At 50.2% G+C, this 18,902-nt stretch carries 10 protein-coding genes; all 10 read right to left on the bottom strand.

Annotated features, from left to right (window positions below):
- Nucleotides 1–24: 24 nt before the first annotated feature.
- Nucleotides 25–2,967 (bottom strand): SusC/RagA family TonB-linked outer membrane protein, encoded by a 2,943-nt coding sequence (locus EPD17_RS10920; protein ID WP_165929591.1) that lies wholly within the window; start codon nucleotides 2,965–2,967, stop codon nucleotides 25–27.
- 142 nt (nucleotides 2,968–3,109) lie between these two features.
- Nucleotides 3,110–4,942: a RagB/SusD family nutrient uptake outer membrane protein gene (locus EPD17_RS10915; protein ID WP_132054156.1), complete on the bottom strand. Its 1,833-nt coding sequence runs from the start codon at nucleotides 4,940–4,942 to the stop codon at nucleotides 3,110–3,112.
- Between the two features lie 18 nt (nucleotides 4,943–4,960).
- Nucleotides 4,961–8,140 (bottom strand): SusC/RagA family TonB-linked outer membrane protein, encoded by a 3,180-nt coding sequence (locus EPD17_RS10910; RefSeq protein ID WP_114234273.1) that lies wholly within the window; start codon nucleotides 8,138–8,140, stop codon nucleotides 4,961–4,963.
- Nucleotides 8,141–8,879: 739 nt separating this feature from the next.
- Nucleotides 8,880–11,366, bottom strand: coding sequence for a glycoside hydrolase family 95 protein (locus EPD17_RS10905; RefSeq protein ID WP_240040594.1), 2,487 nt, complete (start codon nucleotides 11,364–11,366; stop codon nucleotides 8,880–8,882).
- A 349-nt stretch (nucleotides 11,367–11,715) separates the two neighbouring features.
- A complete protein-coding gene (locus tag EPD17_RS10900; RefSeq protein WP_132054154.1) occupies nucleotides 11,716–12,846 on the bottom strand; it encodes an endo-1,4-beta-xylanase in 1,131 nt (376 codons plus the stop codon).
- 31 nt (nucleotides 12,847–12,877) lie between these two features.
- Nucleotides 12,878–14,449: a glycoside hydrolase family 43 protein gene (locus tag EPD17_RS10895; protein WP_204743133.1), complete on the bottom strand. Its 1,572-nt coding sequence runs from the start codon at nucleotides 14,447–14,449 to the stop codon at nucleotides 12,878–12,880.
- A gap of 181 nt (nucleotides 14,450–14,630) precedes the next feature.
- Nucleotides 14,631–15,152 (bottom strand): VOC family protein, encoded by a 522-nt coding sequence (locus EPD17_RS10890; protein ID WP_132054150.1) that lies wholly within the window; start codon nucleotides 15,150–15,152, stop codon nucleotides 14,631–14,633.
- Between the two features lie 104 nt (nucleotides 15,153–15,256).
- On the bottom strand, nucleotides 15,257–16,102 hold the full coding sequence (locus EPD17_RS10885) for a sialate O-acetylesterase (RefSeq protein WP_132054148.1): 846 nt from the start codon (nucleotides 16,100–16,102) through the stop codon (nucleotides 15,257–15,259).
- A gap of 57 nt (nucleotides 16,103–16,159) precedes the next feature.
- Nucleotides 16,160–17,116: a glycoside hydrolase family 43 protein gene (locus tag EPD17_RS10880; protein WP_132054146.1), complete on the bottom strand. Its 957-nt coding sequence runs from the start codon at nucleotides 17,114–17,116 to the stop codon at nucleotides 16,160–16,162.
- A gap of 131 nt (nucleotides 17,117–17,247) precedes the next feature.
- Nucleotides 17,248–18,549, bottom strand: coding sequence for a glycosyl hydrolase family 8 (locus EPD17_RS10875; RefSeq protein ID WP_240040593.1), 1,302 nt, complete (start codon nucleotides 18,547–18,549; stop codon nucleotides 17,248–17,250).
- Nucleotides 18,550–18,902 lie beyond the last annotated feature (353 nt).

Raw genomic sequence — 18,902 nt, 5'->3', positions numbered from 1 at the left:
CGTGTCACCACGTAAGATTATTCTTTAAAACCTGGCCCTAACACCAGCATTGTAATGTCTCAACTGTGGTACAGAGCCGATATTCAGATCCAGTATCTCACGGTTTTTCGAGAAAGTGTACAGGTTAGCACCAGAAACGTACACCATCAGGCCCCGCACGAACGATTTGCCAAAAACACTTGCCGGCAGTTCGTAAGTCAGCTGCACCTTGGCCAGGTTGAACCGGTCGGTTTTATACAGCCAGAAATCAGAAGTACGGAAGTTGTTGTTGCTCTGTTGCGAACTCAGGCGTGGGTAGCTTGCTGTAGCTTTTGTATCAGGAGTCCAGCGGTCCAGCACCACTTCAGAATACTTGAGGTCACCGCTCACCCAGAAGTAGTTATTGTTTTTAATACCATAACCACCCGAGTTGCCGGTTCCCAGTACAAACAGGTTGAAATTTTTGTAGCCAACATTCAAGTTCAGGCCGTAGTTCCATGGCGCAATAAAGCGGCCGATCATCACATCATCACGGGTGTCGACCAGGTTGTCGCCGTTTTGATCAACATACTTAATGTCGCCGGGCAGCACGGTGCTGAACAATTGGCGTGGGCTGTTGCTGATCTCGTTCTGGTCGTTGAAAAAGCCCTGGTTCACCAAACCGAAGATGGCATCAACTGGTTTGCCCGCACGGTTTTGGTAGGCATCCAAATTCAGCTCATCGCGATCCAGCACTTTTGAAGTAGCATAGGTAGTGTTGGTACCCAGGCTGATGTCAAATGCACCGATTTTCTTATTTACGTTCAGCATCAGGTCAAAGCCACTGCGCTGATCGGTGTTGTAGTTGGTAAACGGAATAAAGGTGTTGAAATAGTTGGGATACTGCGAAAACCTTTGGGTCAGCTGGCCAGCCATTTCTGTTCTGAACACCGTTGTTTGCAATTGAATCAGGTTGTTGAAAAACGAACCCTCCAAAGTTGCATTCAGCTCTCTCCTTTTAGGAAAGGTGAGGTTGGGATTGGCACCAAATTGAGAAGTGGTTGTTTGGTTAGAACCACCAACGGCATCATTCCAGTTGTAGCCGGCACCGCGGCCATAGATGTTGTTGTAAATAAAGAACGCATCCGCATTGTTTCTCCTGATGTCCAGGTCCGTGTTGATGATACCAGCAGAAGCAGAAAGCTTCAGGTGGTTCACCGCGGTAGAGTTGGCCAGGAAATTTTCAGCGCTCAGCAACCAGCCCAGGCTAAGGGTTGGCGACAGCGCCGTACGGTTGCCTTCGGGCAAACGGGTTGAGTTGGCATAATTGCCGCTGAAGTCAGCCCAGTAGCGGTTTTTAAAGTTGTACGCTACCTGCAGGCCCAGATGCGACGCGGTGATTGGCTGGAACACATCGTTTACCGAAATAGAAGATGTGTAACCAAGCAACTTAGCAGATACATTGTGTGCACCGGCAAAAGAACGGTCGTAGCCAAACCATGCAGCAAAGCTGTTGTTCTGGCGCTGTGCAGTGTTGTTGATGTTCTGCGTACCGGGCCTTGTGTCTTCGCCAAACTTCTGCAACCTGGTGATGGTGTCAGCGGTTGCATTCCAGGTAGGCTGGTACACAGCATAAGTGTTGCTGATCGACTGCAGGTAAGAGTTGCGATAATCCAGGTTAAACAAGGTGTGGAAAGACAAGCCGTTCAGCACACTGCTTAAATTGGCATTGATCTCGTTAGTAACCTGCAATACGCGTTGGATGTTGCGGTCGTAGCCTGCAGAATAAAGATCTGCGATGGGGTTGGTTTGAAAGCTTTGCAAACCACCCAACAGGTACTGGCCGTCCAACAGGTTGCGGCTCGCATCAACGATACCCAGGGATGCTTTATCGTTTGGTGAAATCAGGCTCACCGGGATCAGCGGCGTAAAGCGGTTAGGCAACAACGTTGCTGCGTTGTTCCAGTAGTTGGTTCTTGCCCTTCTCGAATCGCGGAAGATTGCAGACACATAGATCGAGCTCGAAATCTTGTCATTCAACTTCAGATCTACGTTACCACGAACGTTCAAGCGGCTGTCGTTTTCGTTTTTGCCCTCTCCTACTTTCAGCAATGTGGAGCTGTTGGAGAAGCCCACATTTGAGTAAAAACGAGCAATGCTTGATCCACCCGAAAATTCAGCGTTGGCATCGGTTGCACTCTGGAATTTTTTCAGGTAGTCATCGGAGTAGTAATCAACGCTTGGATAGCGATATGGGTTACCACCACTATGGTTCTGGATCATTTCAGCACTGAACGTCTCGGGCAGTCCATCGTTGCGGCGTGCTTCATTGAAATAAGTCATGTAGTCGGCCGAGTTGAGGAACTTGGGAAGCGCCCTTGGCATGGCAATGCCCTGGTTTACCCGCACCGAAATGTTCTTGGCGTTTGCTTCACCTTTTTTAGAAGTGATCAGGATTACACCTTTTGCGCCTTGTGTGCCATACAGCGCAACTGCATTGGCACCTTTCAGCACGGTGATCTGTTCTACTTCCACCAGGGTAATATCGCTGAACTCACGACGGATACCGTCGATGAAAACTGCAGCATTTTCCATACCCCAGATGTTGTTGCTCCACAGCGCACCTGCTACCCTTCCATTCATACCGGCTTCAACCGAAGTGTTGAAGTCTTTGTCGATATAAGTATCAGGGTTCAGCACACTAACGGCGCCGGTCAGGTCCTTTCGGTCCACTTTACCAAAGGGCACGTACACCTCTGTACTTTCGCCATCCACAACGAGGCGGATGGTTTGAGGGATAGCATTGGCCCGCAGCGTTTGTACCCGGTAGCCTTTGGCATTTACCAATACTACCGCATCTGGGGGCACTTCAATGGAAAAACGTCCTGATGCATCAGTAAAAGCAGTTGCTTTTCCACCATTGCCGGTAATCAGCGCTCCGGTCACAGGTTTTCCTCGATCATCGTATACAACTGACGCCACAGTTACTTGTCCCTCTGTCTGCGCCATCGATGTTTTTGATAAGATGCATAACGCACAGAGCGCAAACATCCATATCCTAATGTATCTCATTAGATTTTATTTAAATTGAATCCATAGTTGCTGCAGCATTGCCCTGAACACTGCATTTTCCTGGGCAAAAAACTGCCGCTTACCAACCTTCGTTCTGACCGAACGAGGGGTAAAGGTTTACCTGGTTGTTGGGCAGGGGCAGCCAGTTGTGTTTCTTTTCAAAAACACGGGTTACCACTACACGTTCGCGCAGGTTGATTGGTTTGCCGTTGGGGCCGCGATCAAAGTCGATCACCGTTTTTTCGCGGTATTTCATTTGGTCGGCAACATTCCAGCGACGGAGGTCGTGCCAGCGCAGGCCTTCAAAAGCCAGTTCAACAGCCCTTTCACGCATCAGTTCGCTCATAAAGGCTTCTTTCGAACCCAGGAACCGTTGGTCAACACCAGGGATGCCAGCTCTTGTTCTTACTTTATTTACAGCTTCAACTGCGGTTAAAGTGCCGGGTACGCTGCTTTGCGGTGTGCCGTAGCCATGCAATACAGCTTCGGCATACATCAGGTAAACGTCGGCCAAACGGAGGTAAGGCACTACGATGTTGATGTTGTTCCACTCGTTGTCCACGTTGTTGCAACCGTCGGTTACAAACTTGCGCACCAGGTAGCCCGAACGGCTTGCAGTGCTTTCCAGGCGCAGGTTGCCGCCGTTGAACAGGTTTGCAAAACGATAGTCGGCATTGCCCGTACCACGGATCATGCGAACACCATCATAAGTAATTGATTTGTAAAAACGCGGGTCGCGGTTCGACCAGGGATCGGCAGGATCGTAATTGGAACCTGCTGCATCAAGCGGCAAGCCGTTGGCCATACCGAAATAGTTCACATAGTTAGCTGCCGGAGAAGAAATGCCCGCTTCGCCACCCAGCGGTGGTGGAATGAACATGTTTACCAGCGACCAGCGTGAACGCCATGATTCGTATGTGGGTGGTCCAAAAATTACTTCAGGATATCCTGGGTGACGACCATCGGGAGAAATAGTGTACACGTTTTCGTTCCACTTGTCCCAAGGCAGCAGCTGATACTGCGATTCGCCGCTTTCCGACATCCGGATCACTCGGGCAAATGCATCAGCAGCTTGCTTGCTCAGTTCGGCGTCGTAATCGTTTACGCCGGTTTCCATTTGGTTCTGCATGGGGCTGGCGGCGTACAGCAGGTTGCGGCCTTTAATAGCCAACGCAGTTGAAGAAGTAACGCGTTGCTTGTTCAAGCCTTGTGTCAACTGGCCTACAGGCGAAGCATCCCAGTTTTTGGGCAGCAGGGCTGCAGCATCTTCCAGGTCCTTAGCAGCTTTCAGTGCAGTTTCGCGGTAGCTCAACCTTGGCAGCGTCAACGTTGCCGAGCTCGACAACACGGTGTCGATGTAAGGAAGACCACCCCAGAAACTCATTAACTGGAAATGGAAAAAACCGCGGAAAAACAGGAGTTGGCCTCTCAGCACATTCTTCTCTTCGTCGGTAGCATTCGTGAGCTTGTCCAGATTGGCCAAACCTACGTTTGCCTTGCGGATGCCATACCAGCTCAGCGGCCACAATCCTTTCCTTTGGGGATCGGTGCCCAGGTTGTTGGGTCCGGAGCCGTTGTCGTCGAGCCAGCTGTTGTCCCAGCCGCCACCGCCTGTTTGCCAGGCGCGGTAGTTACCGTTGTCAAATTCTGCATTGATGCGGTAGTTGGCGTTGGTGGTCGATAACATGTCATCGCCCATATTCCACTCATTGTTCCAGGTAGACTTGGTCATATCCGGAAGCGCATGATATAATTCTTCGGTAAAGCCCTGGAAGCTGCGGAAGTTGGTGAACACGTCTCTTTCGGAGATGTTTGCATCCAGCGGCCTGTCGAGGTACTTTTTGCAGGACCCGAGTCCAAAAACAAGAAGCAGTACACTTACAGACAGCGTCAGTTTCTTAGACAATTTCATATTGTGTGTTTGTAAATGTTATAAACTGAGGTTAAAGCCAAAATTCACACGGCGAACAGTTGGGTAAGCACCCTGGCCCGAAGTGTTGCCGTTTCCCACGTTTGCTTCGCGGTCATCAGGCATTTTGCTCCAGAAAGTCAGGTTGTTACCGTTGGCAAAAACACGCAACGATTGAACGCCTGCTCTCTTCACCCAATTAGGATCCAAGGTGTAGGAGATTTCAGCTGTTTTCAGGCGCAGGTAAGAGCCGTCGTACAGAAAGAAGTCGCCGTATGATGAACCGTAAGACAGGGATTTCCAACGAGGCAGCGGGCCTCTTGCATCCTGGTTGTCTTTTGCCCAGTAATCACCCTGATCGAACACGGTGTTGAGGCGTGCACCAAAGTTGGTTTGGGTCAATTCGCGGGTTACGTTATTTACACCGTAGAACTGTACAAACAAGGCAAAACGCTTGTAGTCAAATCCAACGCTGGCAGTGTAGGTGTTTTGCGGCCTTGAAGGGAAACCAAAAGGCACGTTATCAAAGTTGTTGATCACACCGTCACCATTAAAGTCGATCAGGTTGAAATGACCGGGGAACTTGTTGTTATCGTTCTGGTCCAGCCGGGTGCTGCCGTACACTTCATCCCAGTTGTTGAAATAACCGGCACGAACATGCGAACGTGACTGGCCAATCTGGAATTCGGCTTGCTTCAGGTAATCATCCAGCAGTTGGGGATCATCGCGGAAAATAACGCGGTCTTTTGCATGGGTGATGGCTATGTTACCCCACAGGCGTACATCGGAGTTGATGCGCTTGTTGAATTTCAATTCGACCTCGTAACCCTGTACTACAGTTTCACCCAGGTTTGCCGGAGGCGGTGTACCACCAAAATACACGGGTACTGCACGCTGTCCACCAGCAATCAATACGTTGGTGCGGTAATCGCGGTAAAATTCAACGCTACCTTCAATCAAACCACGGAACAGGGAATAATCCACGCCAATGTTTGCTTTGGTAACGGTTTCCCAATGGATATCGGGGTTACCAATTACACTTTCGCGGAACCACTGGTATGGGCTGTTGGCGTTGTTGTTGTTATCGCCAAGGCGGGCAGATCCACCAAAGCCCCACTGCGTCAGGTACAGGTAGTTGCCGTTGATTTGGTCGCTACCCACTTGGCCGTACGAGCCACGGAGTTTCAGCGAAGAAACCCAACGCAGGTTCGACATGAATTTCTCGTTGGTCAGCGTCCAGCCAATAGCTGCAGATGGGAAAAAGTCGAAGCGGTAGTCCGGACCAAATCTTTGCGAACCGTTGTAAGCTCCGTTGAATTCAACAAAGTAGCGGTTGGCAAAATTGTAGGTACCACGGAAAACCCAGTCTTCGCGGAAGTCGGGGAATGCGCTACCGTTGGCACTTTCATTACGCATGAACAGGCCCATGGTAGAGATATTGTGGCGGCCAATTCTAGCAGCGTGGTTTAGTTGAGCCTGGTACACATTTCTTCTGAATGTATTACCGTTCTGGAAAGCGTCTGCGGCAGTGCCCCACTGTGGCACTACGTAATCAAATTGGTTTACACCGGTTACGTTGCCGTAACGGATCTCGCCGGTGTTCGGATCGATCCATTTGGTAACAGCGCTACCACCGTCGGTGATGCCACCCACAGCCAGGAAGCGGTTATCCACGGAATAACTACCGCGGAAGGTCAGGCCTTTTACCAGTGCACCGAGGTCTTGTTGCAGGATAAAGTCGGTGTTGATTTGCGTAGACTTTTCGTTCCGCACACCGTTGTTACCCAGGATCAGGGCAGGGTTGTTTGTTGCAACCGGGTCGTTTGGATAGTATCCATACGAGCCATCGGCATAAATGGGATAGAACAGGTCAGGCGCGTTGCCGTAGATACCCTGGTACCAAGCATATTCAAACCCGCTGTACGTAGTTTGGCGTTTGCCAAACATACCGGCCAGGTTGGTAGAAAGCGTGGTGCTCTTGGTCAATTTGATATCCAGGTTGGTGCGCAGGTTCAAACGGTCGTAGCTGAAACCTGGTGAGTAACCCTTGCCATTGCCCGGAATTTTCATGATATCACCTTCGTGGAGGATATCTACCGAGCTAAAGTATTTTACAAATGGAGAACCACCCGAAATGCTGATGTTGGCGTTTTGTGCGGTGGCCAGTTTTTTCACCGACTCACGCTGCCAGTCAATATTAGGATAACGCTCCGCTTCGGCCGCGTTGGCTGGGTTGCGGTATTTGTCGATCCGCGCCATTGGCGTGTAATCTGCCCATGAGCCGGGGCTCACAGCCAATTCCCGCTCAATAGCCATGTTGCGGATCATCAGAGCGTCGTAAGCATCATATTTCTCAGGCAAACGCGATGGCATTTTCAGCGTGGAGTTTACCGTTACATTGATGTTGGCTTTGCCTTCCACACCTCTTTTAGTAGTGATGAGTACTACACCGTTGGCACCTTTTACACCAAATACGGCTGTGGCCGATGCATCTTTCAAAACGGAAATGCTTTCAACGGAACCAATGTCCACGCCGTTCATCGAACGTTCAATACCATCTACAAGGATTAGCGGACCGGCGGCGTTCCAGGTTCCCTGGCCACGGATAAAGATCTGCGGATCTTCAAGACCCGGCATACCGGTGCCCTGAACGGTGATCACACCCGGTACGTTACCGGTCAACGCCGCACCGATGTTTGATACACCACCTGCACGCTGCAATACTTTACCGCTGGTTTGGGCGATGGCCGCAACTACGCTTTCTTTTTTCTGCTTGCCATAACCTACCACAACTACATCAGCCATTTCCTGGGCTGAAGAGGCCAATTGAATCTGCATATTGCCGGTTTGTCCGGCGGTGAGAGTAATTTCTTTTGAAGCAAAACCGACAAAAGAAACGACCAGTACTGATTTTTCGTTGGCTACCGTAAGTGAGAACGAGCCGTCTTCTTTGGTGACAGCTGTATTCGTGGTTCCTTTTTCTGTAATGGTGGCGCCACTAAGCGGTTGGCCAGTGTCGTCGGTTACTTTACCGGAAACGGGCAAAGCAAGGGGCGCATATTTGTCGGTACCGGGTGGTGTACCAGCAAACGATTGCGTTGAAAGACCGAACAAGGCGATCAGGCAACAGTTTGCCCACACAAAGTATCGGTAAGGCAAAATGTTTCCGCCAAGCGACAAGTGTCGTCTAGACTTTTTCATACTTGATTGATAAATTAAAGGTTTGTTTGAAGGGCCAGGTGTTGACCAAATTGAAACGCAGCGCCGGGTCGCAGGGCGACGGGCTGGATCAAACCTTGAAGTGGAGGTAGATTTTCTTCATATAGCAGCACTTTTTAGTGAATAAACAATCGTTTGTCGGCGGGCAGTTTAGTCCCGCCGGGAAAACCGGTCGCGTATCCTAAATCACCTTTTGGCAGCAGCACTTTTACTGAAAATGCCCGATTTGTTTGCGGCTTTTATCCCATTTCGCCGAGTCCTGCCCGTTTGGCAGAAATGACGAGTTGAACCAATATTACTCGCTTAAAACAATTCGGCTCCGCCAAAACTTCAAAATTTTCCATCACAAGCTTCCGAAGTGTTAAAATTCGCAGAAACGTCTCCTGCCATAGGGCATGGAATGGCAAAAAAATGGTTCAAATGTTTAAAACAGGCAAAAAAGTATCTACAACGGTAGGAACAAATGTCGACTGTTTAACAATTTGGAGGCAATGTTCAGCAAATGTTAGAGAAAATTGCAATCGGTTGCATATTGCTTCTTTTAATGAAATGAGCCGCCATTCTGGCAGCTCATTTTCCGTTATCTTATTTTCTGAGTGAAGTTTGCGACTGTTTATCGCGGATTTTACTGCCGGCGGTAATTGCTTCTACCGGTACTTAAGCGGCTCATAGATCAGCACGAATTTCCAACCCTTTATAGCAACTTTGGACCACAACAGCACTATTGTGCTACAAACGTATACGTCTTACCCCCAACCGTTGGCAGGTCGTAAACTACCGTCTCCTGCAACGCAATAGGCTGTACCTTGGCTTTTTCAGAAATGATTGGCGTCGGTGTGGCGTCCACCTGGTAATATATATTGGCATTATTGCCGGTAGCAGGGCGTAGGCCTGTTCCACCGACAAGTTTTACCGCATTGGGCACCCGCAGCCGCAGGTTGCCACCCAGTTTTGACCGCACCACAGCTTTTACCAATTTGCCCTCTTTCCATTCCATTTGCACCAATTCGAAACCGCCGATGGCCCTAATGCCGCTAACGCTACCTGCTTGCCACACGTCGGGCAAAGCGGGCAGCAGGTGCACTTCGCCGCCTGCGCTTTGCATCAGCATTTCGGTGATGCCCGAAGTGCAACCAAAGTTGCCATCGATCTGGAACGGCGGGTGAGCATCAAACAGATTATTATAGGTTCCGCCGCCTCGGCTTCCGGGTGTTACCGGCGACAGTTGGTTCTGAATCAACTTATAAGCGTGATTGCCATCGAGCATGCGGGCCCACCAGTTTACTTTCCAGCCCATGCTCCAGCCGGTTGATACATCGCCCCGGTGGGTAAGCGTGGTTTTGGCAGCGCTGTGCAACTCTGGTGTACGATAAGCTGATATTTGGTTGGCCGGGAACAGTCCATACAGGTGCGAGATATGACGGTGCTCATCTTTAGGATCGTCAATATCGTCCAGCCACTCCTGCAACTGGCCGTGCTGGCCAATTTGCATCGGCGGCAGCCGTTTGCGCAGTTGAGCCAGCGTATCGCTGAATGCCGCATCCTTGTTTAAAATTTTCGCAGCACGGATCGCCGTCGAAAAAAGTTCAAAAATGATCTGGTTGGTCATGGTGGTGCCGGCATCCAGCGAGGAACCCTGGTGTGCGGCCGGTGCATTTTCCGGCGAGCTATCTGGGTTGATCACCAGCCAGCCATGCTTGGGATGTTCCACCAAAAAATCTACATAAAAAGTAGCAGCACCTTTGATTACAGGGTATACTTGCGCCAGGAAAGCTTTGTCGCCGCTATAGAGATAATGCTCCCAAAGGTGTTGGCTCATCCAGCCGCCCGCAGCGCTCCATACGCCCCATGTAGCGCCGTCGATGGCGCCGGTGGCCCGCCAGATGTCGGTGTTGTGGTGGGCTGCCCAACCCCTGGCGCCATACATATCCCGCGCCGTTTGCTGCCCCGTTTGGGCAAGTTCGCGGGTCATGCGCAAAAATGGTTCGTGCAGTTCGGGCAGCGCCGTTTTCTCCGCCGGCCAGTAATTCATCTGGGCGTTGATATTGATGGTGTATTTGCTGTCCCAGGGCGGATTGATCTTGTCGTTCCAAATGCCTTGCAGGTTGGCAGGCTGTCCGCCGGGCTGCGATGAGGAAATCAGGAGGTAACGGCCAAACTGGTAATACAGCGTTACAAAATTGGGATCTGCCACTTTATTGAACGCCTTCAGCCGTTCGTCGGTGGGGAGGCTGGCCGCTTCGGTGGTACCCAAGTCCAGTTTTACCCGGTTAAAATATTTTTGATAAGCAGCCACATGCGCAGGCAGCATTGCGGCAAATGATTTTGCGTAAGCTTTGTTCAGGTAATCGGCGGCTCGTTTGTCTGCGTCGCCGCCCAGGTCGTTGTAATTATTAAAATTGGTAGCTGCCGAAATATAGATGGTCACAGCGTTGGCGCCTTTTACCATCAGTGCCGTATCGTTTGCTGCCAGCGTACCCCCTTCCAGTTTCATCCGAACGATGCCTTTATATTGCACCATACCTTTCACCGACTCATGGTCGGAGGTGATGCCGGAAATGGTCAGCTCTTTTGCAGGCGTGGTGGCAATGGTAGCCCGCTTTTGCGGCGTGGCAAAAGTTGCGGCGAACGACAGGCTCCCCGCTTTGTTGGCACTGAGCCGCACCACCACTACCCTATCGGGAAATGATGCAATGGCCTGCCGCGTGTAGGTGACGCCATTGGCCGTGTAGGTTGTTGTGGCAACAGCCCGTTCGATATCCAGTTCGCGGCGGTAGTCCGAAAAATTTTCGTGTCCTTCAAAAGCCAGTTGCAGGCTACCAATGGGTTCAAACTTTTGCCCGTGCGATTTTTTGGTGATGATCACCCGGTTGGCCAGGCGCTCCGCGTCTTTTTGTTTGCCGTCAAAAATCAGTTGCCGCACCAGTGCCAGCGAATCCAGCGCCAGCGGGTTGTCGTTGCGGTTGGGGCCTCCGCTCCAAACCGTGTGCTCGTTCAACTGGATGATCTCTTTCTCCACATTGCCATAGATCATAGCGCCCATGCGGCCGTTGCCGATCGGCAATGCATTTTCCCAAACACGGCCCGATGGCTGTTTATACCAAAGCTTTAGGGGCTGTTTCGGCTGTGCCAGGCCGTTAGTTGCAAGGAGCATTAAAAACAGGAGCACCAGAAAACCGCACTTGCGGAGCGCATGGTTGATCATCATAGCAAAAAGGGTTGTTTCAAGATGGCTGCATCAAGGTACGCATGTGTACCGAACCATTCGGAAAATTAAAAACGAAAAAGTTTTTATCGAAGCAAAAACATTAGAACGTAATGAGGCAAGAGAACGATCACGATTGACATGCATCGATGCACCGAATAGGGTACAAAATATTGCTCACCGATTCAGTCGTCAGCGCTAAATTTTACCCGTCGCATATTGACATCGACAAAGAGATATAAATACAGCGCACTATCAGTTTGATCCAATAGTGCGCTGTAGTTTTCCTTGCTAATGCAAGGTTTGAAGTTAGTATTGGTTGCGGCTGCTGTTCATTTCGTTTAAAAATGTTTTATAGCGGCGCAGCTGCACTGGGCGCTCCTTTCGTTGCAAATTCAACTACATCCCAATAAGCCTTTTTCGGCTGGCGGTTTACGTCGAACAGCAGCGGAAAGTTTTTACGGCCACGGCCATCCAGCCAGGTGTACTGGTCGCTCAGGTTCCAAAACGTAACCCCTGTAAGCTTTCCTTTATTCTGACGGAACACGTCGAAGATCATCTGGTATTTTTCGCGTTGTGCGGCTTCCATTTCCGGGGTGTACACCGCAGTGGTATCGCGCTGTCCCCGAATCAACTGGCCGCCCTGGCGACCCGCATATACCGATACATCGAGCTCGGTTACCTGCACCTGCAAGCCCAGTGAGGAAAACATCTGGATGGATTTTTCCAGCTCTTCACGCGACGGGTTGTTGATGGACCAATGTCCCTGCAGCCCAACACCATGAATGGGCACACCAGCCTCTTTCAGGCGTTTTACCATCTGGAAAATCTTTTCCCGCTTCTTTGGATTTTCGGTGTTGTAGTCGTTGTAAAAAAGCACCGCTTTTGGATCTGCCGCGTGGGCATACCGAAATGCTTTTTCAATAAACTCGTCGCCGGTAATTTTGGTCCACTGGGTGCTGCGGTAAAAAACAGAATCTCTGTCGTCGATCACTTCGTTTACCACATCCCATGCGTAGATGCGGTCTTTATAACGGTTCACAACCGTGTTGATATGGCTTTGCAAACGCTGCAGCAGCAACTCTTTCGAGGCATCGCCGCCCTCCGCGTTTTTAAACATCCAGGCCGGTGCCTGCGAGTGCCAGCAAAGGGTATGACCCCGAAGTTTCAGACCATGTTTTTTTGCAAAATTGGCAATGGCATCTGCATCATCCCAAAAGTATTCGTTCTCTTTTGGATGGATGGGTCCCATCTTCATTGCATTCTCCGCAGTAATGCTGTTGAAATGGTTTACGATCAACGCCGAGTCTGGCCCTTTCAACTGGCGTGGTGTAACGGCACCACCCACCAGGAAATAATCTTTGTAATAATCTTTCAACCCCTTGGGGGCGTTGGTCGCACTGCCGGCGTTCTTACTGGTACTGCATTGTACCAATGCAATGGGCGCAACGGCAGCTAAAAGCAATTTCGAAATGGTATTCATGATGGCTATTCGGTCGTTTGGTGATGAATTATTATTTGGAAATTTTATCGGTGATGCGGAAATAATCAAAATCGGCATGGCCACCGGCTGTTTTAGTGGCGTAGTTGAACAGGGCAAAACGGTAGCCCATAAAATGCGGCAAGGTGTACGACATTTTCAACGCCGTGCCAATGGGCTGCCAGCTTTTGCCATCGAGGCTGTAAAAAAACTGTGCAACATCTTTTCTGTCGGTAAAATCACACTCGGCTTTCAGGTAAATTGTTGATTGCGCCAATGGAATGCGGGCCGCTTCCACAGCCTGGCCCGAGCCTGCATTGATCATCACCAGCGATTTGGCGCCACCCGAAACCTGCACACCCAACTGGCCATAATTCTTTTGCAACAGGCCAAGTCCAGCAAAATCGCCATCTTTCAATCCCGACACATCCAATGAAATTTCACCAGAAGAAACCGGGCCGATGGTGCGTTGGGTCAGCGTATTTCGGGCCATGTAAAATGAGGTATCTACGCGGCCGGTGGTAATGCGCAAAAAACCTTTGCGTGCCGACAGCGACCAATTACGATTATCAGGATTGTGGTTCCACTGCCATACCAGTCCGAACGGCGCCTGGCGCTTTTTGCGGGTAAATTCATCCGAAGCAACCAGCGAAGGAATAAGCCCTTTGCTTGCAGGCAGATCGAGTGTTTGCGGCACTTTACCATCAACGCCCAGCACCGGCCAGCCGTTCTGCCATTTTACCGGCACCAGGTACGGAATGCGGCCCACCGCGCCATAATCCCGGAACAGGTACGAGTACCATTCGCCATTGGGCATATCGATCAAGCCACCCTGCGCCACGCCCAGGTCCTGCAAACCCAAACGGCCTTCATACGGGCCGGTAATATTATCGGCGCGGTGAATGACCACGGTACGCATGCCGCCGCGTGGCCAGGTAATGTTTAAGAGGTAATATTTGCCGTTGATCTTAAACAACTGCGAACCTTCCGCCTGCAGGTTGATGTTGTTACCTGCCGGCAGGCTTGCGTTTTCGATCACGATTTGATTAAAGCCACCGGGCTTGATGCCGGAGAGATCTTCGTTCAATTCCACCAGCGTAAGCTTGCCGGCACCATACAGCATGTACACCTTTCCATCATCGTCAAAAAACAGAGAATGATCGTGCAGGCTGGGCCTGAATTCAATGCGCTTCCACGGGCCTTTTTCAATATTTTTTGTGGTGTAGATGTATGTTTTCCCCGTGGTGGATGCAAACGTAGTTACATAAAAAGTTTTGTTGTGGTAACGCAGGCTGCTGGCCCAGGAACCAGCGCCATAAGCAGTTTTACCTCCCTGTAGGTTCAGCGCATCCACATCGGCCAGCGTATCATAGGCATAGCTTACCAGTTGCCAGTTCACCAGGTCTTTCGATTTCATGATGGGCACACCGGGGCTCATGTGCATGGTGGTGCTGCTCATGTAATAGGTGTCGCCCACACGGATCATGGCCAGATCCGGAACATCCGCGAAAATGATCGGATTGCGTGCGGTTTGGGCATGCACCTGAGTAGCTGCTCCAAAACAAATAATGGCTACAAAGGCCAGATGCACAAGTTTTGTTTTCATCATCGTTATCTATCTCTTGTTGATACACAGTTGCAGCGCAACGGGTTATTTTATAGTTTGCTTTTTGGCACAAATTCTTGGGCACACAAAAGCGAAGCTTTCTGGCTACCTGTTTTGCCCCACCCTGTAGGGCAAAACAGGTAGCAGGGGCAAATGCTCCACCGCTTCGAACCGCTTACGGTTATTGCATCGGACCGATCAACTCAATGAAGCTTCCGTCGGGATCCTGCACCAGCAGCAAATGGGCGTTGTTGTTTAACGGCGTAGGACTGCTTCCCAGAAAAGGAACTTTCATTTGCGTCAGTCGATCCATCACCGGCTTTAATGATTTTACATTGATGGTGATGTATTGCATGCCGGTATCATCCTGTATAAACTGCTGCTTTGGATGGGCCGCTTTTTTGCCAAAACTCATCAGCTTCCATTCGTTGGCTTCAGGACTATTTTCCAGCTTCAATACCGTTACGGCCGTGGGAACGCCGTTGGAAAGTCCGGAACGTTTTGAAAAATCTTCCCTTATGGTAAAACTATATGCCTTGACCATGCCGATGCCATTGATGTAAAAATCCAGTGAACGATCAATATCCGACACTACTACACCCACCCCAATCAGTTTACTGCTAAAGTTGGATTGGGCAAACAGGGCACCATGGATCAGAAGGGCAGCTACCGCGGGAAAAATGCGCACTAATACTTTGTTCATTTATTCAGATTTAATTTGCTTGAAATGATTTTTAAAGGGTATTTACTTGCTCCGTTTGCTCCGGACCAACGCCAGGGCCATGACCGGCACGGGCTGCAGAAAAATCACTGTTCTGCTTTGGCAGTATATCCCAGCAGCGACAGCATTTTCACTCCATATCTTGTGCCCAGTGTGCGGTAGCCGGCTGCGTTGAAATGCAGCTTATCGGCAGCAGCCGTGCAGCCTGTGGATGAAATTACATGCGCCGTGGGAATGGCTTGCGGCAACGTGGCAATAATCTTGTTCATGCTGGCACACTTGCCACCCTGGTCTTCGGCTACCAGCTCACCGGCCAGCAGTGGCACAGCAGCGGGTTTCAGCTTCAGGTCTTGCAGCAAGTTGTTGTACACCACTTTAACTTTTTGCGGCCACAGGCTGTCGCCGGTGTTGGATTCGCCCTGGTGCAACAAAATGCCTTTGATCACGCCATCTTTCTGCGCAATTTTTGCCATTTCCACCAATCGCTGGTACGGATTGCCATCGTACTCATTGGTCATATTGATCATCCACGGCGCGGCCGTGGTCAGGTAGCTTTTGTACTGCCCTTTATCGAACAGCTCAATTTTGCAACCGCCGATAGAAACGTTAATGATGCCCACACGAACATTTTGCGGCAGGTTGGCCACCAGGGTGCGGCCAAAATAATCGGCTGGCGTAAGGCCGGTGCCGCAGCGGGTAAGCGGCGGCGCAGCGGTATACCACTTGCCTTTATCACGGCGCAGGTTGGGGCAATTCACCGCTTCTAAAACACGGAAGCGGCTGTCCACCGTGGTATCCTGCGGTTCAAAACGGGCATTGCCTTCCATGTTCGACTGGCCGAAGGATAGGAAAATATAAAAGTTGGGGTCTTGCGCCAACAGGGTTTGCGCAGCGCCAAACAGCAGTCCAAGAATGAGTAATCCCTTTTTCATTTTTATTAATTGATCGGGGTTTGGGCCCCAACTTTTTAAGTTCCTTTTTATCCACTCCTACCGTACCGGCTTCACTCCTTCCGCAGTTTGCACAATTTTCTGGATGGTTCCGTCCGGGTTGTAGTACATGTAATCGATGCAAATTGACCTGCGGTAACTGCCACCAGTGGGCAGTGCACCGTTATGGTAAAAGAAATAGCTTTTGCCTTTGTAATCAAGAATGCCGGGGTGGGTAGTAAAACTGTTGGGCACATTTTCCTGTATAATGCCACGGTATTCCCACGGGCCCTGGATGTTGGTGGCAGTGCAATACTCGATCATCTCGGGTTTGGTGCCGGCACTGGCGTACACCAGGTAATACAGGTTGTTGCGTTTGTACACCCAAGGGCCTTCAATGTAATTTTTGGGTTTGAACACATGAATGCTGTCCTGCAGCTCAATCATGTTTTCTTTCAGTTTTACCCAGCGGCAACTACCGTTGCCCCAAAACATATAAGCCTGCCCATCGTCGTCAACAAAAACGGTGGGGTCAATATCATCCCATGCGTGTTTTTGATCGGTGGTCATTTCGTTTACAATTAGTGCTTTGCCAATGGCATCTTTAAACGGACCTGTTGGCCGATCGGAAACGGCTACACCAATGGCCGCACCGCCTTTACTCCGGTCGTCTGACTTATGAAAAGTGGACACAAACCAATAAAATTTGCCATTGCGGTAAATGCATTGCGCCGCATACGCATCGCCGGTAGCCCACGAAAAAGTAGCCGGCGAAAGCAGTGCACCGTGGTCCTTCCAGGTAACCATATCGGTGGAGGAAAACACGTGCCAGTCGAGCATTTTGTAATTGGTGGCGGTGGTTGATGCCGTGTCGTGGCTGGTGTATAAAAACACGGTGTCGTTGTACACGATCGGCGCCGGGTCGGCAGTAAAAACGTGCTTGATGATCGGGTTCTGCGCATTGGCGGTCAACAAAACCACGCTGGCAAAAAAGGCCAGTAAGATTTTTGATTTCATGTTTGTTTGTTCAATGGTTCAAAAATGCTGTTGGGTTCGTTGCGTTTTGTTCAATGCCGCTGCATAGCTGCAAGGCTATGAGCTTCTGCTAGATCATATGCCGGGGCTTCTTGCCCGTTCCCGGCCCTCTGCTATTTTATTTGTGGTTTAATGTTTTGATAATTGCCGCTCAGGTGCATCAGGCTAAACAGGTACATCAAGCCATCGTAATAGGGATCAAAATACCCGTCTTCGTATGGCTCCAGTTTCGCGTTCCATAATGCATGTACAAAATCGAGGCTTTCTTTTTCACCAGTCATCAAAGCGGTTGTTGCAGCTGTGCCCACCAACCCGATGGAATGCCGCAGTTTTTTTACCGGCCCGGCCTGTAAAATGAAATCAGGGCGGGTGCCGTCAACATTGAACTGGTCTTCAAACGTGTCAATGCCTTTGGAGCGTAAAAATGTTTGAAAACGTTTAGCATAATCCCTTTGCCAGGCCCGGCCCTTGCCAAACCAAACATAATCCATGGCAATGTTCATGGGCACCCGCCACGAGTCGTACCGGAAGCCGGGCGGCATCCACGGCGTGGCATACGGCGCACCGCTAAACTCGCTGTAATCGTAATTAAGGCCCGTAACCGGGTGGGTGGCGCGGCGCCAAAAAACCCGGGATGTATCAGCACAGTCGCGGTAAAATTGCTCATGGCCGTCTTTAGCATATTCGGCCCACACTTCGTAAAAGGCGGGAACGTGGTATGATGGGTCGGTCCAGTTGTACATATCCCGCTCGGGCACGAAAGTGATCTGTTTGTGCTCCGTGTTGATCAAATTATAGATGCCGCCGGTACCGTCTTTTTTCCACATGGCATCCAATATGCGGCGGGCTTCGCCGTAATAATCAATGCCGGTGGCATTGCCCCAGCGGTTGGCGGCAAACAACAGCGAGGTAATATAAAACAGCTCACCGTCCGAAGCGGAACCCTCCGAATTTTTCTTGAGTGTTTTGGGGTTGATGCTCCATGCAAAATAGCCCTCGCGTGGGCCGCTCTGGTGCTGCAGGTTTTTCTTCGACCAACGCCACAGCCGGTCAAACACATCTTTTTTATTCAACTGCACCGCCACCATCATGCCGTACGACATGCCTTCGGTGCGGGCATCGTTGTTTTTGATATCCGACACATAAGCCATCGAATCGCCCACTTCAAAATACACCCGGTTGGGTCCTTCAAAAACATCCTGATATGCTTTGGCCAGTTTGCCGTCGATATCAGCCTGGCTGTAGCCAGCCTCGCGAAATAAGTTGGGGTAAACGCCGGAGTAAAATGCTCCGGTCTTTGCTGTTGCAACGCTGGATTTAACAGCGGGTGCAGTGGGCTTGCAGGAAAAAAGAAACAGGCCGGCAGCAAGCGGCAGCATATTTCTAAACAATCGTTTTGCGCGGTACATGTTCATTTGCTCAAATTACCTTTGGCTGTGTGTTCTGCGCTGTCCTTGTATATAATGAAATACATTTTTCAAAGCGTAGAAATGACACAGAACCTGTGCATATGGCCTTTAAATTATGTTGTAAAAAATGGGTGCTGGGTAACCAAAATCAGGGCGCTACATAATGCTATACAGAGCAGCCCTAACCCCATGTTTTACAGGATGTAATCTACCAGAACAGTAGGGATTACTATAGGTCAATTGTTGAAAATAGTATTACAATTGTTGCAGAATGCCTGAAACTTTAAATGAAACGGCGCAAAAGACTGGCGGAGTTGCAAAATTACCCTTTGAGTCAGCAGATATCATTGAACCCAACT

Source organism: Pseudocnuella soli, from assembly GCF_004347775.1.
Taxonomy (GTDB): domain Bacteria; phylum Bacteroidota; class Bacteroidia; order Chitinophagales; family Chitinophagaceae; genus Flavisolibacter; species Flavisolibacter aquaticus.
The sequence above is the reverse complement of the archived record's forward strand: the minus strand, read 5'-3'. Positions and strand labels throughout refer to the sequence as shown.